Origin of the sequence: Metasolibacillus sp. FSL H7-0170 (genome assembly GCF_038593115.1) — a bacterium.
Taxonomy (GTDB): domain Bacteria; phylum Bacillota; class Bacilli; order Bacillales_A; family Planococcaceae; genus Metasolibacillus; species Metasolibacillus fluoroglycofenilyticus.
In genome coordinates, this window is record NZ_CP151964.1 from 3104282 (window position 1) to 3125486 (window position 21205).

Annotated in this window: 18 protein-coding genes and 1 riboswitch; of the genes, 15 read left to right on the forward strand and 3 right to left on the reverse strand. The window is 40.1% G+C overall.

Annotation, left to right across the window (positions count from 1 at the left end):
* Window positions 1-956 precede the first annotated feature (956 nt).
* On the reverse strand, window positions 957-3023 hold the full coding sequence (locus tag MHH70_RS14540; protein ID WP_107943584.1) for a catalase: 2067 nt from the start codon (window positions 3021-3023) through the stop codon (window positions 957-959).
* A 469-nt stretch (window positions 3024-3492) separates the two neighbouring features.
* The gene (locus tag MHH70_RS14545; protein ID WP_342471814.1) at window positions 3493-4422 is read right to left on the reverse strand and encodes an LCP family protein; all 930 of its coding nucleotides are present in this window, start codon (window positions 4420-4422) and stop codon (window positions 3493-3495) included.
* Between the two features lie 124 nt (window positions 4423-4546).
* Between MHH70_RS14545 and MHH70_RS14550 the strand changes: the two genes are divergently transcribed.
* The 12 genes from MHH70_RS14550 to purD all read left to right on the forward strand — a co-directional run bounded on the left by MHH70_RS14550 (window position 4547) and on the right by purD (window position 16898).
* Complete coding sequence (locus tag MHH70_RS14550; protein ID WP_342471815.1) at window positions 4547-4957, forward strand: hypothetical protein; 411 nt, start codon at window positions 4547-4549, stop codon at window positions 4955-4957.
* Between the two features lie 66 nt (window positions 4958-5023).
* Entirely contained in the window at window positions 5024-5212 is a 189-nt protein-coding gene (locus tag MHH70_RS14555) for an NETI motif-containing protein (RefSeq protein ID WP_066164536.1), read from the forward strand.
* An 86-nt stretch (window positions 5213-5298) separates the two neighbouring features.
* A riboswitch (purine riboswitch) is annotated at window positions 5299-5398 on the forward strand.
* Between the two features lie 125 nt (window positions 5399-5523).
* Window positions 5524-6012 carry a 5-(carboxyamino)imidazole ribonucleotide mutase gene (gene purE, locus MHH70_RS14560; protein WP_066164539.1) on the forward strand — a complete coding sequence of 163 codons (489 nt, stop codon included), beginning with the start codon at window positions 5524-5526 and terminating at the stop codon, window positions 6010-6012.
* Window positions 6009-7139, forward strand: coding sequence for a 5-(carboxyamino)imidazole ribonucleotide synthase (gene purK / locus MHH70_RS14565; protein ID WP_342471816.1), 1131 nt, complete (start codon window positions 6009-6011; stop codon window positions 7137-7139). The genes purE and purK overlap by 4 nt, the downstream gene beginning before the upstream one ends.
* Window positions 7140-7196: 57 nt before the next feature.
* The gene (gene purS / locus MHH70_RS14570) at window positions 7197-7442 is read left to right on the forward strand and encodes a phosphoribosylformylglycinamidine synthase subunit PurS (protein ID WP_066164545.1); all 246 of its coding nucleotides are present in this window, start codon (window positions 7197-7199) and stop codon (window positions 7440-7442) included.
* 3 nt (window positions 7443-7445) lie between these two features.
* Window positions 7446-8129, forward strand: a complete 684-nt coding sequence (gene purQ / locus MHH70_RS14575; protein WP_342471817.1) for a phosphoribosylformylglycinamidine synthase subunit PurQ — start codon at window positions 7446-7448, stop codon at window positions 8127-8129.
* Entirely contained in the window at window positions 8116-10347 is a 2232-nt protein-coding gene (gene purL, locus MHH70_RS14580; protein ID WP_342471818.1) for a phosphoribosylformylglycinamidine synthase subunit PurL, read from the forward strand. The genes purQ and purL overlap by 14 nt, the downstream gene beginning before the upstream one ends.
* Window positions 10323-11747 carry an amidophosphoribosyltransferase gene (purF, locus tag MHH70_RS14585; protein WP_066164946.1) on the forward strand — a complete coding sequence of 475 codons (1425 nt, stop codon included), beginning with the start codon at window positions 10323-10325 and terminating at the stop codon, window positions 11745-11747. The genes purL and purF overlap by 25 nt, the downstream gene beginning before the upstream one ends.
* A gap of 158 nt (window positions 11748-11905) precedes the next feature.
* The gene (purM, locus tag MHH70_RS14590) at window positions 11906-12961 is read left to right on the forward strand and encodes a phosphoribosylformylglycinamidine cyclo-ligase (RefSeq protein WP_342471819.1); all 1056 of its coding nucleotides are present in this window, start codon (window positions 11906-11908) and stop codon (window positions 12959-12961) included.
* Window positions 12961-13518, forward strand: coding sequence for a phosphoribosylglycinamide formyltransferase (gene purN, locus MHH70_RS14595; protein ID WP_066164556.1), 558 nt, complete (start codon window positions 12961-12963; stop codon window positions 13516-13518). The genes purM and purN overlap by 1 nt, the downstream gene beginning before the upstream one ends.
* A 220-nt stretch (window positions 13519-13738) precedes the next feature.
* Entirely contained in the window at window positions 13739-15265 is a 1527-nt protein-coding gene (gene purH / locus MHH70_RS14600; protein WP_107943588.1) for a bifunctional phosphoribosylaminoimidazolecarboxamide formyltransferase/IMP cyclohydrolase, read from the forward strand.
* Between the two features lie 376 nt (window positions 15266-15641).
* Window positions 15642-16898 carry a phosphoribosylamine--glycine ligase gene (gene purD, locus MHH70_RS14605; RefSeq protein ID WP_342471820.1) on the forward strand — a complete coding sequence of 419 codons (1257 nt, stop codon included), beginning with the start codon at window positions 15642-15644 and terminating at the stop codon, window positions 16896-16898.
* A gap of 175 nt (window positions 16899-17073) precedes the next feature.
* Here the strand turns inward: purD and MHH70_RS14610 are convergent, their stop codons facing one another.
* Window positions 17074-17289: a DUF2892 domain-containing protein gene (locus MHH70_RS14610; RefSeq protein WP_066164566.1), complete on the reverse strand. Its 216-nt coding sequence runs from the start codon at window positions 17287-17289 to the stop codon at window positions 17074-17076.
* Window positions 17290-17494: 205 nt separating this feature from the next.
* On the opposite strand from MHH70_RS14610, the gene MHH70_RS14615 reads away from it, so the two are divergent.
* The 3 genes from MHH70_RS14615 to MHH70_RS14625 are packed head-to-tail and all read left to right on the forward strand — an operon-like array spanning window position 17495 to window position 20643.
* Window positions 17495-19225 (forward strand): adenine deaminase C-terminal domain-containing protein, encoded by a 1731-nt coding sequence (locus tag MHH70_RS14615; RefSeq protein ID WP_107943590.1) that lies wholly within the window; start codon window positions 17495-17497, stop codon window positions 19223-19225.
* 14 nt (window positions 19226-19239) lie between these two features.
* Complete coding sequence (locus MHH70_RS14620; protein ID WP_342471822.1) at window positions 19240-20310, forward strand: DUF3048 domain-containing protein; 1071 nt, start codon at window positions 19240-19242, stop codon at window positions 20308-20310.
* An 18-nt stretch (window positions 20311-20328) separates the two neighbouring features.
* Window positions 20329-20643 carry a YerC/YecD family TrpR-related protein gene (locus MHH70_RS14625; RefSeq protein ID WP_066164574.1) on the forward strand — a complete coding sequence of 105 codons (315 nt, stop codon included), beginning with the start codon at window positions 20329-20331 and terminating at the stop codon, window positions 20641-20643.
* Window positions 20644-21205: the final 562 nt, after the last annotated feature.

The window sequence follows — 21205 nt, forward strand, 5'->3', positions numbered from 1 at the left end:
CTCGGCGCGTAATCGGAGGCAAACAATTGCAAACACTTTTAATCGAATACAAGCTGAAGCAGTGCAGAAGAGCAAGGAGTCCGAGGCGCCAAGGAGCGCGGAGCGGAATGTGCATCGCACATGAGCACCGCAAGCGACGTGGGCAACGAAGGAATCCGCGGCTCAGCTGTGCTGCGTTGAAGTGCCGATGGTAGTTGGGGGTGCCCCTGTGAGAGTAGGACATTGCTTCACAAGACAAACCACTGATAACTTAGTAAATTTTTGTATGGAAAAGAGGAAGTCTTTAGGAAGAAAAAGAGCGAACATGGAATAAATTTTGGGAAACATGGAATAAACTTCGAAAAACGTGGAATAAACTTCGAAAAACGTGGAATAAACTTCGAAAAACGTGGAATAAACTTCGAAAAACGTGGAATAAATTTCGAAAAACATGGAATAACTAACTATCGTGCTTATCTATAAACTTAAAATATCTGCTTTTACTGTCTATTATCAAGCGATTGCTAAATAGTGACCTATTTTTAGCTACTTGCTGATAGCACATAAAAATGCATTGATAAAAAAACAAAACTTATTGATAGAATCTTAAAATACATTAATAATATATTCTTCATATATGAAATACTCTATAATAAAGAGAATTTCTCAATTAGCCTTTGAAGTATGCTGGATTTGTAAAAGAGCCAATTACTGTAATAATAATTATTAAGCTATAACCAAGCTATCTTTAAAAACAGGAGTGTCTCAAAAGTTGAATTTCTCCTCAGTGCATTGAAAATTAACTTTATGCTTATTCTATATTAAATTCAAAAGAAGTAGCTAAACCAAATATTTATATTATTTTCAAAAATATAGTTTCCCCTTTGCTGAAAGCGTCCCAAAAGCAGGTAATACACTGCTTTTAAGACGTCTTCTCTGTTATATCTAATAACAGCCTCTCTATTGATATAAGGTCATTATGTCCTATTCCAGAAGCGCTGGTGGGCGATAGCAGTGACAAACTCCCTTTCGAAATTTGGATTATTTGCGGCAAATACTACTCCAGCTAAATTATTATTTTTCGATGTTTGTATAAAAGTTTGCCCAGTCGTGGCAACACCAATTGGTTTATAGTGTTTATATGCTTCTTGAACAAAATCAGAAACGTCACGCATGAACTTTACTTGATATTCAGAGTTCCCACCGACGATATAAATTGAATCGACTAAATATGGGCTAGATGTGAGAAATGTTTTATTCACTTTAATTTTTGTTCCATCATTTCCAGTAACTGTACCAAGCTGCTCACTTATAATATCAAAGAAAACACCATTATTTTGTAGGAAGTTGAGCACGATTGTTACCTCTTGGCCATTAAATCCATTACCAATTAAAACTCCTACTTTTTGTGTATAGGCATATTTAGGTGTATTACTCTGACTTAGGGAGGGATAACTGGTTGAAACTGGCACTTGGGTTCCGCTTGGACGATTTACACCAACATTATCTGCAACAATATAAGCCATTTCTTGATCAACATTGACAAGCAAATCAACAACTTGCTGACGAACGGATGCTCTGATAACGCTACCAACTTGGTAACTTAATCCATCTATAGTATGCTGTTTTTCAATGGAGGTCAAACTATTCCAGAATATTCTCGGCTGTGTAAAGAAATCAAAAAACGACTCACTGCGCTGGCGTGTGACGTGTCCTTCTACTTTTTCTGGGTAATGGGCATAGCCGCCATCTTTAGGGGGAGTTGTGTATGGCGTGTTATTTGCTATTGAGTTTCTGTGGTAATTCACTTGATCCACATCAATACGATACCTCATATAACCATCTCGTTGATTATTATGAAACGGGCATAATGAACGATTTATAGGGAGATCCTGAAAATTCGCTCCCCCAAGTCGATGATATTGGGCACTTTGATAAGCAATTAATCTTCCTTGCAAAACGGGGTCATTAGAAAAATCAATTCCAGGTACTACATTTGCAGGATTAAATGCTACTTGTTCCACCTCTGCAAAAAAATTATCTACATTTTTATTTAAAGTCATTTTCCCGATAAGATGTACAGGAATAAGCTCCTCTGGCCAGAACTTGGAAGGATCTAAAATATCAAAATCGTACTTAAACTCATCCTCTGGTGCAATCATTTGAACACCCAATTCATATTCGGGATAAGCACCACGATTAATGGCCTCCCTCAGGTCACGGCGATGGAAATCTGGGTCGATACCCCCAATTTTCTGAGCCTCATCCATAAGCAGTGAGTGAACGCCAAGCACAGGCTTCCAAACAAATCTTACAAAGGTCTTTAATCCCTGTTCGTTGACAAATAGATACGTATTAATTGACCAAGATTCCATCATTCGATAACTTCTTAAAATCCCCCTAGGTGACATAACCCATAAAGTCATGTGAAGTGCCTCCGGGTTATTAGCTACATAATCCCAAAAATTATCGTGTGCACCGGCAGCTGTTGGGATGTCACTTCGCGGTTCGGGTTTGTATGCATGTATAACGTCTGGAAACTTCATCGGATCAGTGTTTATGAGTATAGGCATGGCAATTGTAGTTAAATCATAAACTCCCTCTTCTGTATAAAACTTAACACCCAAACATCGTAAATCCCTTGCAGTGTCCTTCGAGCCTCTACCACCTTGTACCGTCGAAAAACGAACAAAAAGAGGTGTTTTCTTTCCAGGTTCCTGCAAAAATCCTGCTTTTGTAAATGGCTTCATTGATTGATAACATTCAAATTCACCATGTGCTCCATATCCTCTTGCGTGAACAACCCTTTCAGGTATTCTTTCGCGAACGAAATGAGTCATTTTTTCGAAATAATGGAAGTCCTCCTGCAATGAAGGTCCGCGTTCACCGGCTGTTAAAATTTGTTCATCATTAGATACTTTCAGCCCTTCATTTGTCGTCATAGGCTTTCCTGTATTTTTTATACGAAACTGCTCCAATTGTATGTTTTTACTATTTTCATTAACGGGTTTATTATTTCCAGACGACGGTTTATTCATATCCATCTTAACATTCACCCCAAACATATAATAAATCAATCTCATTTATATGCTTATGCAACTTTTGATGAACTAGACCAAATTTATTTGGAAATTTCATTGGGTATTATTAATTAATATAATACGGGTCTTTGGTAATGTTGAGGCTAGATGGATTTGGAAATCAACTTAACTATTCCGTATATTATTTTTATGTATAATATTTAAAAAATTAATTAAGGTAAAATTTCAGTAATATTATTTCTTTCTTCGCAAAAGGGGGCGTCCAAAAAGCCGTGCATAGCCGGCATTTTGGACGCTAATGATGGTGTTTTGGCAAAATGTTTGCTCCTCTAAAATAGAGAGCTTTCTTTGAAAATGCTAGAAACACAGGGTTTAGCGGTGCTTCTCCAAAATGAAAGAGAAGTAGCAAAAGTCCTCCTTAACATGCGATTTCTAGACAAAACCCTCTTTTTAGACAGCCCCTTCTTTATAATTATTCAATCTCTAAATGCTGCTGTAGGCTACTGCTTATATCTATTAACTCCTGCTCATCAAATATATAGTACCAAAGCGTATCGATGCGCTGGCCGTCTCCTTTTTCAAATTGTAGCTGATCGATGTCTTTGTTTAAATTGGCATAAAGTTTCTGCAATTGGTATAAATTATTCATTGGAAAATTCATTTGTACATTATCGCCTAGTACATCAAAAATATCATTTAACTTAAATAAGGTAGAAGGGCTTGCTGCTTTTTCAGCAATCGCCTGAATTAATTGTTTTTGGCGTAATTGTCTGCCAAAATCACCACGTGGGTCCTCATAGCGGATGCGAGTGAAGATAAGTGCTTCCTCGCCATCCAATGTTACTTCACCTTTCGGGAAGCTGTATTGACGATGAGATAAATCCAAATCATTATTAACTGTGACTCCACCTAATACGTCAATAATTTGTAAAAAGCCTTCCATATTAACGGCGACATAATAATCAATCGGTATATTTAAAATGTTTTCTACTGTAGCAATTGACATTGGTATGCCACCGCGTGCGTAGGCATGATTAATTTTTTCGACCGTGTTGTTGCCAATAATTTCAACGCGTGCATCACGTGGTATGCTTAGCATTTTAACAGTTTTTTGCTCTGGGTTTACTGTGACGATAATCATCGTATCACTTCGCCCGACATCATACTCTCGTTCATCAATTCCTAACAATAAAACGGAAAAAGGGTCGATATGTGGGAGCTTATCTGAAATAATTGCTTCATTATTATTAGGATGCTCCTGTGCTTGCATTTTTTCAACAGCTTTTTGGAAGGAGAAATATGTGAATGCCCCGTAGCAAGCTGCTCCAGTTATTAAAAAGGCCATTAAAAATAATACAACCTTTTTCCAAGTTTTCATTTTAGGTTTTGTTCTTTTTTGCATAGTAAATCTCCATTTTCTTTAATGAATCATATAGACGTTATTCGTATGGATAAGTTCCTTAAAGTATTTCCATTTGAAACGAAATTTAATATTGCGCGTCAAATAGGAAAAGGAGGCGCTGAAAGTGAAAAGAAAAATAGTAGCGAGCTGTATACTACTTATATGTGTAGTTACTGTTATGATGGGTGTTTCTTATATTCCACAGAAGTTGTTAAAAGTTGAAGAAAAGGAAGTATTGAAAATCGAAATAACGAATGGATTTACTGGTGAAAAAACGGAAGTAATGAATGCGGCGCAAATTTCACAAATCCTTTTGAATTTAACTGATATTACAATTCAAAAAGAGCAGTCTGCCAAAGATTTAAAAGGGTATCATTACAGTATCACAATTTATACGGACAAAGGGCTAGCACAGCAGCTAGCAATTCATGATGAGGAGACAGTTATTTATAAAGATGCCCTCTATAAAACAAAGGGAAAATCAATTGATAAAGCATATATAGAGCATCTACTTAAAGAAGTGACAAACATTTGACAAAATTTCATGCTCATTCATGCTATAGTAGAGATAGTAGATGGACGATTGGAAGGATGAACAACATTGTCAAAAAAGCAGGTTTGGTATGAGGTGCAGGAAGGTGAAACGATTGAGCAATGCCTAGAGAGAATGGAGCGAGATGGCTATTCGATAGGTGGAAGGAAAGAAGAGCCAATGTTTCATTTAGTGGATGGGCAACCAACCTATTTGCGCCAAAAAATTCAATTTAAAGGTATACTACGAAACGAATAGTTGTTAATTCCGAACATTAATGTTTTCTGAAAATTTATCGTTCGCATTTTTGCGTTGATTTTATAGAAAAGGCTTGTTAAAATGTGAACAGGAAAACATTTTACCCGCATATATGCTAAAGGATATGGCTTTAGTGTTTCTACCCGGTACCGTAAATTCCGGACTATGTTGGGAAGCAACTATTCAATTTTAGAATGATATAAAAAGAAAGCAGATTCTTTTATTATTCGATCCTTGAGTAGTTTGCTTTCTAGTACATAGAAAGCAAACTATTCGAGGATTTTTTATTAAAATTTAAGGAGTGCGAGATGATGAGTCCAAAGATTGGCGTTATTATGGGAAGTTCTAGCGATTGGGAAACAATGAAGCATGCATGCGAAATATTGGATGAGCTACAAGTACCTTATGAAAAGCAGGTGGTGTCAGCACATCGCACACCAGATTTAATGTTTGAATATGCAGAGGCAGCCCGTGGACGAGGGATTCAAGTAATCATTGCTGGTGCTGGTGGTGCAGCGCATTTACCAGGAATGGTAGCTGCGAAAACAACATTACCAGTAATTGGTGTGCCAGTACAGTCGAAAGCATTAAATGGTCTTGATTCTTTATTATCAATTGTCCAGATGCCAGGTGGTGTACCGGTTGCAACTGTGGCGATTGGTAAAGCAGGGGCGACGAATGCTGGTCTACTTGCAGCGCAAATTTTATCAATAATAGATGCAGCGCTAGCAGAGCGTTTAGAAAAGCGCCGCGAAGTGATTAAAGAGCAGGTGCTAGAAAGCACAGGTGAATTACAGTGACAAAAGTTATTTATCCAGGGCAAACAATCGGTATTATTGGTGGCGGCCAATTAGGACGTATGATGGCTTTAGCGGCGAAGGAAGCAGGCTTTAAAATTGCTGTTTTAGAGCCAGCGATGGATTCACCTTGTGGACAAGTTGCTGATATTCGCATTGTGGCAGCTTATGACGACGAGGCGGCACTTGAGGAGTTAGCGGAAGTTAGTGATGTTATCACATACGAGTTTGAAAATATCGATTATGAAGGTTTAAAGCGATTAACACAAATTGCTTATGTACCACAAGGCGCTGAGCTTGTGCGTATTACGCAAAATCGCGTAACGGAAAAAGCAGCAATTGTAGAGGCAGGCTGTCCAGTGGCTCCTTATGTTGTTGCAGAGAGCTACGCTGAGCTCGTGGCGAAAATTGACGAAATTGGCTTTCCATGTATCGTGAAAACTGCTCGTGGAGGCTATGATGGGAAAGGTCAGCAGCTATTAAAATCGACTGCTGATTTACCATCAGCGGAAGAGTTATTCGAACATTCTGTTTGCATTGCAGAAGGTTTTGTCCCTTTTGAGAAAGAAATTTCTGTAATTGTGCAACGAAATGGACAAGGGCAAACATGTTGCTTGCCTGTTGGAGAAAATATTCACGTTAATCACATTTTACATGAAACAATTGTCCCTGCGCGTATTGCGCAAACAACTTATGAAAAAGCTACAGAGGCAGCTACAAAAATAGCAGATTCTCTAAATTTAGTTGGTACATTAGCTGTTGAAATGTTCGTTTTAGAAAATGGGGAGCTTGTTATTAACGAGCTAGCACCAAGACCGCATAACTCTGGGCATTATTCAATTGAGGCGTGTAATATTTCTCAATTTGCACAGCATATCCGAGCGGTATGTGGCTGGCCACTGCGTGAGCCGAAGCTATGGGCGCCAACAGTTTCTATTAATGTTTTAGGGCAGCATATTATTCCATTAACGAATTCAATAGCTAAATATCCAAACTGGTCTGTTCACCTTTATGGAAAGGCTGAAGCGAAGATTAATCGGAAAATGGGACATGTTACGATTATGACAGATGATATTGAGGTAACCTTACAAGAAATCAAAGGTGCAGAAATTTGGGCTGATGATGTGTAGTAAGCATTGCCAGCATAGGTAAATCATTATATTCAAGATAAATGGGAGGAAACAACAGTGAAAAAAGTGAAAATTTACGTAACGTTAAAGGAAAGTATTATTGAGCCACAGGGAACTGCAGCAAGCAATACTTTAAAGCAAATAGGCTATGAGGAAGTACAAAGTTTACGTGTAGGAAAATATTTAGAACTAACAATTGCTGATACGAACCGTGACATTGACACAATTGTGAAGGAAGCTTGTGAAAAGGTATTAGTAAATACGATTATGGAAAACTATCGCTACGAAGTCGAGGAGGCCTAATCTATGAAATTTGCAGTACTCGTATTTCCAGGTTCAAACTGTGATTTAGACATGTATCATGCGGTCAAGGATCAATTGGGGGAAGAAGTAGAGTATGTTTCTCATAAAGAAACATCATTGGCAGGCTTCGACGCTCTATTAATACCGGGTGGTGCGTCTTATGGCAACTACTTACGTCCAGGTGCACTAGCTGCTCATTCAAATATTATTCCGGCTTTAAAGGAATTTGTAGCACATGGTAAGCCGGTGCTAGGAGTAAGTAACGGGTTTCAAATTTTAACTGAGGCAGGCATTTTACCGGGAACTTTATTACGCAATAAAGGAATTAACTTTATTTGCCGTACAGTTCAATTAAAGGTTGAAAATAATAATACATTATTTACGAATGAATACGAAGCAGAAGAAATTATTTCAATTCCAATTGCACATGAAGATGGTAATTACTACTGTGATGAGGAAACGTTAGCGAAATTAAAAGAAAACAATCAAATTGTTTTCACTTATTCAGGTAATAATCCAGATGGCTCCTTAGCAAACATTGCGGGTATTGTAAACGAACGAGGAAATGTACTAGGGATGATGCCTTATCCGGAGCGTGCAGTAGAGCAAATTATCGGTGGTACAGATGGATTAAAATTATTCAAATCAATTGTAAAGCAGTGGAGGGAACAACATGTCAACAAATAATTTCGAGCCAACTCCAGAACAAATTAAAGAGCAGCGTATTTATGCAGACATGGGTATGACAGATGAGGAATACGATTTAGCTGTAGAAAAGCTTGGTCGTCAACCAAACTGGACAGAAATCGGTTTATTTTCTGTCATGTGGTCTGAGCACTGTTCTTATAAAAAATCAAAACCTGTATTGCGTAAATTCCCTACAACTGGCCCTCAAGTATTACAAGGTCCTGGTGAAGGAGCGGGAATTGTTGATATTGGTGACGGTCAAGGTGCTGTATTTAAAATGGAATCGCATAACTACCCATCTGCTATCGAACCTTACCAAGGAGCAGCAACAGGTGTAGGTGGGATTTTACGCGATGTTTTCTCAATGGGTGCACGACCAATCGCAGCAATCAATTCTTTACGCTTCGGTGAATTACAGTCAGAGCGTGTAAAATACTTATTTAAAGAGGCAGTAGCAGGTATTGCAGGCTATGGTAATAGCATTGGTGTGCCAACTGTAGGAGGGGAAGTACAGTTTGACCCTTGCTATGAAGGTAACCCACTTGTTAACGCAATGGTTGTCGGTTTAATTGACCATAAAGATATTCAGCGCGGTGTAGCAGCGGGTGTTGGTAACACAATTATGTATGCAGGCGCTCCAACTGGGCGTGATGGTATTCACGGTGCAACGGCTTCTTCCTCTGAATTAGCAGATGATTCAGCAGAAAAAAGCTCACCAGTACAAGCGGGTGACCCATTCGTAGAAAAGCTATTAATGGAAGCTTGCTTAGAGGCTGTAAAATCTGACGCTTTAGTCGGTATTCAAGATATGGGTGCAGCAGGTCTTACTTCTTCATCAGCAGAAATGGCTTCAAAAGCGGGTACTGGTGTTGAAATGAATTTAGATTTAGTGCCTCAGCGAGAAGAAAATATGACAGCATATGAAATGATGCTTTCAGAATCACAGGAGCGTATGCTACTTGTTGTTAAAGCCGGTCGTGAGGACGAAGTGAAGGAAATCTTCGGGCGTCATGATATAGAAGCTGTGGCAATTGGACGCGTGACAGATGATAAAATGCTGCGTTTATTACACAAAGGCGAGGTAGTAGCGGAGTTACAAGCAGATATTCTTGCCGAGGAGGCGCCAGTTTATTATATGCCAGATGCTGAGCCAGCGTATTTTGCTCAATATCAGGCGATGGAAAATGCTGAGCCTGCTGTAACAGATTATAAAGAAACATTAGTAAAATTATTAAAAGCTCCTACAATTGCTTCTAAGGAATGGGCATATAGTCAATTTGATTCTGAGGCACGTACTAGCACAGTTGTTGGACCGGGGTCGGATGCAGCAGTTGTACGTGTGCGCGGAACAAATAAAGGGTTAGCTATTACAGCGGATTGTAATTCTCGTTATATTTACTTAGACCCAGAAACAGGCGGTAAAATTGCGGTAGCGGAGGCTGGACGTAACATCGTATGTTCTGGTGGAGAGCCTCTTGCGATTACGGACTGCTTAAACTTTGGTAATCCAGAGAAACCTGAAGTATTTTGGCAGCTACAAAAGTCAGCAGATGGTATTGCCGCAGCATGTTTAGCGTTAGATGCACCTGTTATCGGCGGAAACGTGTCGATGTATAATGAGCGTTCAGGTGAGGCTATTTACCCGACACCAACAATTGGTATGGTCGGTTTAGTAAAAGATTTAGCGCATGTGACAACACAGGAAGTGAAGCAAGCGGGTGATATCGTTTACTTAATAGGTGAAACGAAAACTGAATTTGGTGGCTCTGAGCTACAAAAATTAGTTGAGGGCAAGATTTCAGGTAAGGCACCAGCAATTGATTTAAAAGTTGAGGCTGCCCGTCAAAAGGCATTATTAGAGGCGATTCGTGCCAATTTAGTACAGTCAGCGCACGACGTATCAGAAGGCGGCGTAGCTGTAGCACTGGCGGAGAAAACATTTGCCGCGCAAGGGCTTGGCGTGAATATAACATTACAAGGTTCAGCAACAACAGTATTATTCGCTGAATCACAATCACGTTTTATCGTGACAGTAAAAGCAGAAAATGCATCTAGCTTTGAAGCAGCAGTAGCAGATGCGAAGAAAATTGGTACAGTAACAAATGACGAAAAAATTACAATTAATGGAGAAACAGCCACTCTTGTGGAAGGGACAGTCGAAGAGTTCCGTTCTGCTTGGAAAGGAGCAATTCCATGCTTGCTGAAATCAGAGGCTTAAACGAAGAGTGTGGTGTATTCGGGATTTGGGGCAACTCAAATCCTGCTCACCTAAGCTATTACGGTTTACATGCCTTACAGCACCGCGGGCAAGAAGGTGCTGGTATCGTTGTAACAGATGGTGAAGGACTTCGTATTCAAAAAGGTGAAGGCTTAGTAAGCGAAGTATTCAATGAAGATAAATTAAAAAGAATAAATGGTAAGGCTGCAATTGCCCATGCGCGTTATGCTACGGGTGGCGCGCGCGGCATTGAAAATGTACAGCCATTATTATTTCATTCTTCTACTGGCAGTCTAGCAATTGCCCATAATGGCAACTTAGTAAATGCGAGTCATTTACAGCAATATTTAGAAAGACAAGGAAGTATTTTCCATTCTAGCTCTGACACAGAAGTCGTGGCTCACTTAATTAAGAAAAGCAAACTCTCTCCATTTCGCGCTAAAGTAAAAGAGGCTTTGAACCTATTAAAAGGTGCTTACTCATTGTTAATTATGACGAAGGAAGAAATGCTTGTTGCAAGAGACCCACATGGTTTGCGTCCATTATCTTTAGGGAAGCTTGGAGATGGTTGGGTTGTTGCTTCTGAAACATCTGCCTTTGATTTAATTGGTGCAGAGTTTGTTCGCTCAATTGAACCGGGGGAATTACTAATTATTAATGACCAAGGTATCACATCTGACCGTTTCGTTGAGATGCAAGGTCGTGCAATGTGTGCGATGGAGTATGTATATTTAGCGCGCCCGGATTCAGATATTGATGGTATTAATGTTCATATGGCACGTAAACGTATGGGCAAACAGCTAGCGCGAGAATGTGCTCATATTGAGGGCGATGTAGTGACAGGTGTGCCAGATTCAAGTATTTCTGCAGCGATTGGCTTTGCGGAAGAGAGTGGGATTCCATATGAGCTTGGTTTAATTAAAAATCGCTATGTAGGACGCACATTTATTCAGCCAACACAAGAATTGCGTGAGCGCGGGGTAAAAATGAAATTATCACCGGTTGTTCAAGTAGTGAAGGGCAAGCGTGTTGTCATGGTAGACGACTCGATTGTTCGTGGAACGACATCAAAACGCATTGTGAGAATGTTGAAGGAGGCAGGAGCAGCGGAGGTGCATGTTGTTATTTCATCACCACCAATGACAGACCCTTGCTTCTATGGTATCGACACATCGACACATGAAGAGCTTATCGCAGCAAGCCATAATGTGGAAGAAATTAGACAGGCTATCGAGGCAGATTCATTAACATTTTTATCTGCGCAGGGCATGATTGATTCTATCGCTCGCCCATTTGAAGATGAAAATGGCGGTTTATGTCTAGCTTGCTTTAGTGGGAAATACCCAACTGAAATTTTCCCTGATACACTTTTACCACATGAAAAAGAATTATTAAGTTAAAAAGAAATACGTATTTCCCTTTCAAATTTGGGCAACCACAAAGTCAGTCCTTTTTTGAATGGGAAATACGTCAATAAAATGCGGATGGAGCTGTTTGAGAAGTCATATAAAGACAGCTTTCAATCATCGGTTAATCCAACAAAGGAGGCGCTTTTCGCATGTCGAAAGCATATGAACAAGCAGGTGTAAATATAGAGGCTGGCTATGAAGCTGTAAAGCGTATGAAATCTCACGTTGAACGTACAAAACGGTTAGGTGTGATGGGCACGTTTGGTGGCTTTGGCGGTATGTTTGATTTGTCTACATTAAACTTGAAGGAGCCTGTATTAATTTCGGGTACTGATGGGGTCGGAACGAAGCTAAAGCTAGCTTTCATGGTTGATAAGCACGACACAATCGGTATCGACTGTGTTGCTATGTGTGTCAACGATATCGTTGCACAAGGCGCAGAGCCATTATATTTCCTAGACTATGTAGCTGTCGGCAAGGCGCAGCCAGCAAGAATTGAACAAATCGTAAAAGGTGTTGCAGATGGTTGTGTGCAATCAGGCGCAGCATTAATCGGTGGCGAAACAGCAGAAATGCCAGGTCTTTATGAGGAAGATGAATATGATTTAGCAGGTTTTGCAGTAGGTGCTTGTGAAAAGAGCGCTATTATTACAGGTGAAAAAATTGCTGAGGGCGATGTGCTTGTAGGGATAGCTTCAAGCGGTGTGCATTCTAATGGTTATTCATTAGTCCGCAAAATTGTTTTTGCAGACAATGGCTATGCAGTAGACCAAGTAATAGAAGGTTATGAGGCATTAGGTCCTATCGGTGAAGCCTTACTTGTGCCAACAAAGCTTTATGCGAAGCCTGTGTTAGCAGCAATTAAAGCAGCGGATGTACATGGGTGTGCACATGTTACAGGTGGTGGCTTCTATGAAAACTTGCCACGTATGATGCCAGAAGGGCTAGCTACAGAGGTTGATTTAGGCTCTTGGCCAGTATTGCCTGTATTTGAATTTTTAAAGGAAAAAGGTCAGTTAGCTGATAAGGATTTATATAATGTATTCAACATGGGTATTGGCTTTGTTATTGCTGTACCAGCAGCAGATGCTGACAAAGTGCTTACGGCTGTTGAAGCGAATGGCGAAAAAGCCTATGTAATCGGTCGCGTTGTAAAGGGTGAGGGCGTGATTTTTAACGGTGAGCATGACGGGAGTTTAGTGTAATGACGAAAATAGCAGTATTTGCGTCAGGCAGCGGTAGCAATTTTCAAGCTATTGCAGAAAGCATTCAGCGCGGTGAGCTAGATGCTAAAATTGAGCTAGTCATAACAGATAAACCAGGTGCCTTTGTAGTAACGCGTGCCAATGAGCTAGGCATCCCAGTGCTAGAGCTAGCACCGAAAACATTTCCTTCAAAGGCCCATTATGAGCAGGCGATTATTGATGCATTACAAGAAAAGAAGATTGAATGGATTGTTTTAGCAGGCTATATGCGCTTAATTGGGGAAACTTTATTAGCAGCGTTTCCTAACCGCATCGTTAATATTCACCCGTCTTTACTTCCATCTTTCCCGGGGAAAGATGCGATTGGACAAGCATTTGAACATGGCGTAAAAGTAACAGGTGTGACAGTCCATTTTGTAGATGCAGGCATGGATACAGGTCCAATCATCGCACAGATAGCAGTAGATATTGCCGAGTCACGCGAGGAAACAGAGGAGCGAATTCATAAAGCAGAGCACAAATTATACACCGCTACACTGCAACAGTTATTTCAATAAAAGACGGGGCTGCGCGGCAAGGTAGCCCCTACATTTTTATCGGCTATAGTAGGATACTTGCCACTAGAAAGGAACTCAGTCTAAAAGCATCACTCGTGCATAATGACTGGGTGGCCGACATCTTGTTGGCTAAACTTGCACGGATGTCGCAGGTCGGCTCGGGGAAATTTGGACGAGAGTTAGCCGAGGTATAATTGATTATAAATTGGAGGATTTTATCGTGGGTAAACGTGCACTTATTAGTGTTTCGAATAAAGAAGGTATTTTAGAATTTGCAAAAGAATTAGTTGCATTAGGTTATGAAATTTTATCAACTGGTGGTACAAAAAGCATGTTACAGGACAATCATGTACCTGTAACAGCAGTCGATGAAGTAACAAAGTTTCCAGAAATTTTGGATGGACGTGTAAAGACATTGAATCCGTTAATTCACGGAGGCCTTTTAGGAAAATTTGATGATGCTTCACACCAAGCGCAAATGAATGAGCATGGAATCGAGCCAATTGAGATTGTTTGTGTAAACTTATATCCTTTTGTTGAAACAATTTCAAAGCCTAATGTATCATTGGATGATGCGATTGAAAATATCGATATTGGTGGACCTACAATGTTACGTTCTGCTGCGAAAAATCATCAATATGTAACGGTAATTGTAGATGCAGCAGATTATGCGCAAGTATTGGAAGAACTTAAGGCAAATGGGGCAACGACGCATGAAACACGCCGCAAGCTTGCAGCAAAAGTATTCCGTCATACAGCAGCATACGACTCATACATTTCAAATTATTTAACAGAGGAAGATTTCCCAGAAAGCCTAACTTTAACTTATGAATTGAAGCAAAATTTACGCTATGGTGAAAACCCACATCAAAAGGCGGCGTTCTATCAAAAGCGTCTAGGCTCTGACTTTTCAATTGCATTTGCAGAACAATTGCACGGTAAAGAGCTTTCTTACAATAATATTCAAGATGCAAATGCGGCATTGCAAATTGTGAAGGAATTCGAGATGCCTGCTGCTGTCGCAGTTAAACATATGAACCCATGCGGTGTCGGCACTGGCGCAACGATTGAAGAAGCATTCAATAAAGCATATGAAGCAGACCCAACGTCTATTTTCGGTGGCATTATTGCATTAAACAAGGAAGTGGACGTAGCAACGGCTGAAAAGCTTGGCGGCATCTTCTTAGAAATTATTATTGCACCTTCATTTACAGAACAAGCATTGAACATTTTGACAGCGAAGAAAAATATCCGTCTAATGACAATTGATTTCTCACAAGCGAAGCAAGACCAATTCAATGTCGTATCCGTAGAGGGCGGCTTGCTTGTCCAAGAGCCAGACCGTTTCGGCTTTAATGATGCAACAATCGATGTAGTAACGGACCGTAAACCAACTGAGGAAGAATGGAATGCCTTAAAATTAGGCTGGGCTGTAGTGAAGCATGTGAAATCAAATGCAATTGTCGTTGCAGACAGCCAAATGACATTAGGTGTGGGTGCTGGTCAAATGAATCGTGTAGGCGCGGCGAAGATTGCTTTTGAGCAAGCAGGTGTGAAGGCACGAGGTGCAGCTTTAGCATCGGATGCCTTCTTCCCTATGGGCGACACAGTGGAGGCGGCACATGCAGCAGGTATTACTGCAATTATTCAACCAGGCGGCTCAATCAAGGACCAAGAATCAATTGACAAGGCAAATGAATATGGCATCACAATGGTATTCACAGGCGTACGCCACTTCAAGCACTAAAAAACAATAGCATAAGTAAAATAGAGCGGTTATAATAGAATAATGTTTCGTTGCTACTTTTGGTCGGAGAAGCAACAGAAGCGTTATGAAAAATGCCTTAGCTTTTAGGTGGGCATAAAAACAGCATGCCTTTGGCCGGACATGCTGTAAAAAAAGCTGCGATTAAATTATCCACTTTGGCCGGGGGAAATTAATCGCAAATTATCATATTTAAGCAACAGCACTATTTTGGTCGGGTACGTTTGTTGTGTAAATAATGATAAAAACGCTCGCTGCAATAGCGGGCGTTTTTTTGTAGGAAAAGAGAATTCACAGATAAGTCATAAAAACGAAAAATAAGTAAAGGCTATGATGATAAACGGGAGGTTAGAGAAAAATGAAAGTTCTTGTAATTGGCAGTGGGGGGCGTGAGCATGCAATTGCTAAGCAGTTTAGTGTTGCGCCATCAGTGGAGAAAGTATTTGTTGCACCTGGTAATGATGGGATGCGAGCGGATGCTGAAGTAGTAGCAATTGATGCAATGGATTTTGCTGCATTAGTAGCGTTTGCAAAGGAGCAAAGCATTGATTTAACATTTGTTGGACCTGAACAGCCATTGGCAGCAGGTATTGTAGATTATTTTCAGCAGGAGGGCTTGACGATTTTTGGTCCGACAAAGGCCGCAGCTCAAATTGAGGGCTCTAAATCCTACGCCAAGGAAATTATGCAAAAATACAATATTCCTACGGCTGCATATGCAACATTTACAGAAGCAGCGCCTGCTATTGTTTATATTAAGGAGCAGGGTGCACCAATCGTTGTAAAGGCGGACGGGCTAGCAGCAGGTAAAGGTGTAATTGTTGCGCTAACGGAGCAAGAGGCAATTGATGCGGTCAATGATATGATTGGCAATCAGCTTTTTGGTGACTCCTCTTCACGTGTTGTAATTGAAGAGTTTTTAGATGGTGAAGAATTTTCATTTATGTCTTTCGTACATAAAGGGCAAATTTATCCGATGGTTATCGCGCAAGACCATAAGCGCGCTTACGATGGGGATAAGGGACCGAACACAGGTGGTATGGGTGCTTATTCACCAGTACCTCAAATTCCACAAGAAGTTGTTTCAAAAGCTTATATTGAGATTGTAGAGCCAACTGTAAAAGCAATGGAGGAAGAAGGCGTATCTTTTACAGGTATTCTTTATGCAGGGCTTATTTTAACGGCAAAAGGTCCAAAAGTAATTGAGTTCAACGCACGTTTTGGAGACCCAGAAACACAGGTGGTACTGCCGCGCATGGCATCTGACTTTGGCTTGTTTATGCAAGCTTTAATGTCTGAAAAATATTTTGATTTACAATGGTCAAATGAAGCAATGTTAGGTGTAGTTATCGCAGCAGAAGGCTACCCTGGTGATGTAGAAAAAGGCAATGCATTACCGAATTTACAAACGATAAGTGAAAAATATGCCGTGTACCATGCTGGTACAAAGCTAGTAAATGGCACATATGTAGGAAATGGTGGTCGTGTCTTACTTGTAGCGGCAAAAGCGGATACATTGCTAGAGGCACAACAAAAAGTATATGCAGCAATTGAAACGGAAAGCTGGGATAAATTCTTCTTCCGCAAAGATATCGGCTGGCGTACATTGCAATAAAAAGAAAAGATGGGAAGTCGCTTTAAAGTTAGTGTTTTATGAATCGCTAAATGATTCATATTAAAGAATAGTGGCTGTCTAGAAAGTGGCGTGTTAGCCATGTTTTCTGCAACGAGTGATGGCAGAAGCATTTTTTCTAGACAGCCCTATCCGTTTAATCCCCTATTACCGACTGTTAGTGCATGTGCTCTTGTTTGCCTCCAAACATTGCTTTCATCGGGCAGTAATGGAAAATTCCTTCAGCAATTTTCATAGCACCTGCCGCAATTACAAGATGACCTGTCCAGCAATTAGGGCGATGAGCAATACGACCAACACCACAGGCTGTCATTGTGACACCACAAATTAGGCGCATAAAAGCGTTACGTTCTGAAATGTTTTCTTCTAACAAAAATAGTCAACTCCTTTTAATTTCTTTCAGCGGATGTCCAAACACCCGCTGAAAGAAATTAAAGTCTCCGGCGGATGTCACAGATTTTAACTTGTTCGCGCTTTGCTTTATGAAAGCGCTGTGATACGATAAAGGCGATGCGTTACGTAAATAGTATGCTTCGTTTTCTATAGAAAATGTATCAGAAAAAAGGGGGCGTTTTGCCATGCCGGAAATTAATTGGAAGATTAAAAATATTCGAGAGCAAGTTGCTGTTATTGATGGCAAGGTTGCACCGACGATAGTATTAAAAAATGCGCGCTATTTGCATAGTATATTTAAAAAATGGATGGAAGGTAATATTTGGATTTTAAATGACCGTATTGTCTATGTGGGAGAACGCATGCCAGTACTTGTAGAAGGAACAGAGATTATCGATGTAGCAGGAAAAACAATTGTACCCGGTTATATTGAGCCACATGTACATCCATTTCAACTATATAATCCACAATCTTTTGCTGATTTTGCCGCACAAACAGGCACGACGGCATTTATCTCGGATAATATGACGTTCGCCGCTTTAATGGACAACAAGAAAGCGTTTTCATTATTGGATCAATTGCGACAATTGCCGTTTTCATTTTATTGGTGGGCACGTTTTGATTCACAAACTGAAACAGAGCTTGAGGGGGAAATGTATTCGACAGCCTCTGTCTTGGAATGGCTAGACCAAGATTCTGTCTTACTTGGTGGGGAATTAACTGCTTGGCCAAAGTTACTGCGTGGTGATGACCAAATGCTACATTGGATTCAAGTGGCAAAGTTAAAAGGAAAGAAAATTGAGGGTCATTTTCCTGGAGCATCTGAAAGAACATTGGTACGTATGAAGCTGTTAGGAGCAGATGGTGACCATGAGGCAATGACGATTGAGGAAGTAGAAAGTCGTCTATTACATGGCTATGCTGTGACACTTCGCCATTCTTCAATTCGACCTGATTTACCGCAATTACTGAAGGATGCTGTTGCTAAGCAATTAAATGTATTTGATCATCTAATGATGACGACAGACGGTTCAACGCCAAGCTTTTATCAGGACGGAATTATGGATAAATGTATTCGAGAGGCACTGGAGGCAGGTGTAGCACCAATTGATGCATATAATATGGCAACATATAATATCGCGCGCTATTATAATATGTCAGGGTTACATGGCTTAGTTGCTACAGGTCGCTATGCATCACTTAATATTTTACAAGACGAATTTTCACCTACACCAGAGGCGGTGCTTTCAAAAGGAGTGTGGCTGAAGCGTGACAACCGTAAAGTATTGTCATTGCCAACGATTGATTGGTCTGCATTTGGTGAATTAAATATGGATTTTGACTTATGTGATGAAGATTTTCAGTTTTCGATGCCAGTCGGAATTGAAATGGTTAACGATGTTATCACAAAGCCATATAGCATTCCGCACCTCAATCACAATGCGGTGTTAGATTCGGCAAATGATGAAAGTTATTTAATGCTTATAGACCGCCAAGGAAAATGGCGCATTAACACAATGATTAAAGGTTTTGCATCAAGTGTACAAGGCTTTGCATCATCGTATTCTACGACAGGTGATATTATTTTAATAGGAAAGAGCATTGAAGAAATGAAGTTTGCCTTTAAGAAATTAAAGGAGCAAAATGGTGGAATTTTATTAACAGAGAATAAAAATATTATTGCATCAATTGACTTAGCGATTTCTGGCAGTCTATATGATGGGGATGTTGAAACGTTAATTGCTAAAGAAGTAGCGTTAAAGGAAGCCCTTAGTGAACGTGGCTATCATCATACGGATGCAATTTATACATTGCTATTTTTACAGTCAACACATTTACCATATATTCGTATTACACGTAAAGGGCTGTTTGATGTGTTAAAAAATCGAGTGCTACTTTCAGCAGTTATGCGTTAATAAGGAGAAAAATAATGGATATAAAATTAAAGCTACTTGCAAGCTTATGTGCAGTTTTCTTAATAGCAGGCTGCGGTAATAAAGCGGAAGAAAAAGAGCCAGAAGAAGTTATTGGTGAGGTAGAGGCTGAAGAAACAGATACGGAAGAGGAATCAACAGAGGAAGTTGCTGAGCTTCCTTTCACAACGCCATTTACGGGTGAGGGTGTTGCGGAGGAGATAGAGCAACGCCCGATTTTAGCAACAATTAATAATCATCCCGCCGCTAGACCACAATCGGGCTTAGCGTCGGCCGATGTTGTTTATGAGATGTTGGCTGAGGGAGATGTTACTCGCTTTTTAGCACTTTACCAATCGACAATACCAGAGCAAATCGGACCTATTCGAAGCGCCCGCTCTTATTTTATTGATATTGCAAAAGGTTTAGACGCATTTTATATAGCGCATGGTTATAGCCCTGAGGCTAAATCAATGCTAGCAAATGGTGTTGTTTCAAATATTAATGGAATGCATTATGATGGTACATATTTCAAGCGTTCATCTAATCGTCAAGCACCCCATAATTCCTATATTTCTGGTGAAAATGTATTAGCAGGAGCAGAAAAGCTTGGCGCTTCAATGATTTACAGTAAAAAAGTGTTTTATCCTTTTTATCGTGATGAAGATAATGTTAAAATAGGTGTTAGAGCAAATGAAGCGATGGTTCGTTATAGCCAAAATAGCTCTTTCAATAGCACATATGTGTATGATCAGGAAACGGGGCAGTATAAAAGATTTTCCGCTAATACTGTTACGACAGATTATTTAACAGGTGAAGAGATTCAGCTATCAAATATACTATTTTTTGAAATGCCGCATCGCGTAATTGACAGTGTTGGTCGTCGTGATATTGATATATCGGCAGGAGGAAATGCGTATATTTTCCAAAATGGTATGATGCGAGAAATCAAGTGGAAAAATAGTGACGGATTTTTAGTGCCACTAGAGGAAGATGGTAGTGAAGTTAAATTAGTGCAAGGGAAATCCTGGATTCACTTTGTTCCAACAACGCCGGGACTAGCATCTGCTGTAACGTATTCGGAATAAAGAGAGGGGGATAAATAGATGCAAATCGAAAAAATTCGTGGACATCAAACAGATCAGTTGTTTAAAGCTGTATTAGAGCTAAAAGATATTGAGGAATGTTATAAATTTTTCGATGACTTATGCACAATTAGTGAAATTCAATCCTTAGCGCAACGCTTTGAGGTAGCGCATTTACTAAGATTGAAAAAGACATATGAAACAATCAAGAAAGAAACGGGTGCTTCTACCGCTACAATTTCACGTGTGCGCCGATGTTTTGATTATGGTAACGATATGTATGATGAAATGTTAGGTCGTCTTTACCCTGATGAAAAACCATTTACACATAAATAAAATGCCATTTGCATCTGCGTACTAAATTGGTGTGCTATTTAAAGTTGAAGAGGCCTTTCAAGGTAAATCGCCTCTTTTTTATTATTAACATCTTTCTGCAACGTTTACTACGACGAATAACCGCAGGAGCACATGTTTTTTGTACCGAAAGCAAGGCGACAGGTATAGGTACAAAAGCCTCTCGTCTCTATAGGTGGCGAGATAGGATTGATTTCAGTAGGTGTCACAGATTTTTAAGGGCGAGGTCTGCATGACGCAGGTCGATTAACCGTTGTCACAGGACGTGACGGTTTTAGGTTAACTTCCACCCAACAACTTGAAAAAATCTGGTCACAATTACGCCGAGGCGTAATTGATTAAAAGAGGTGTTGAAAAAGCAGGTAGGCGATTGCTTTTTCAAAACACCTTTTTTGTTATTTATCCCGTATTAACGGGCAGTAAGCCTCACGCTCCAAGACTTAAGTAAAATCTGGCAAGAGGATAAACGGGAGACCAACTGCCCGTAAAAGCCCGAATGGTTCAGCTAACAATCAGTGGAGAAAAGAATCCACTGATTGAAGCT

Excerpts from the sequence above, each read along its gene's own strand:
- purD (WP_342471820.1), top strand. The coding sequence starts at position 15,642 with ATGAAAGTTCTTGTAATTGGCAGTGGGGGGCGTGAGCATGCAATTGCT.
- MHH70_RS14540 (WP_107943584.1), bottom strand. The coding sequence starts at position 3,023 with ATGGATATGAATAAACCGTCGTCTGGAAATAATAAACCCGTTAATGAA.
- purE (WP_066164539.1), top strand. The coding sequence starts at position 5,524 with ATGAGTCCAAAGATTGGCGTTATTATGGGAAGTTCTAGCGATTGGGAA.
- MHH70_RS14615 (WP_107943590.1), top strand. The coding sequence starts at position 17,495 with ATGCCGGAAATTAATTGGAAGATTAAAAATATTCGAGAGCAAGTTGCT.
- purQ (WP_342471817.1), top strand. The coding sequence starts at position 7,446 with ATGAAATTTGCAGTACTCGTATTTCCAGGTTCAAACTGTGATTTAGAC.
- MHH70_RS14625 (WP_066164574.1), top strand. The coding sequence starts at position 20,329 with ATGCAAATCGAAAAAATTCGTGGACATCAAACAGATCAGTTGTTTAAA.
- purN (WP_066164556.1), top strand. The coding sequence starts at position 12,961 with ATGACGAAAATAGCAGTATTTGCGTCAGGCAGCGGTAGCAATTTTCAA.
- MHH70_RS14545 (WP_342471814.1), bottom strand. The coding sequence starts at position 4,422 with ATGCAAAAAAGAACAAAACCTAAAATGAAAACTTGGAAAAAGGTTGTA.
- purM (WP_342471819.1), top strand. The coding sequence starts at position 11,906 with ATGTCGAAAGCATATGAACAAGCAGGTGTAAATATAGAGGCTGGCTAT.
- MHH70_RS14620 (WP_342471822.1), top strand. The coding sequence starts at position 19,240 with ATGGATATAAAATTAAAGCTACTTGCAAGCTTATGTGCAGTTTTCTTA.
- purF (WP_066164946.1), top strand. The coding sequence starts at position 10,323 with ATGCTTGCTGAAATCAGAGGCTTAAACGAAGAGTGTGGTGTATTCGGG.
- purL (WP_342471818.1), top strand. The coding sequence starts at position 8,116 with ATGTCAACAAATAATTTCGAGCCAACTCCAGAACAAATTAAAGAGCAG.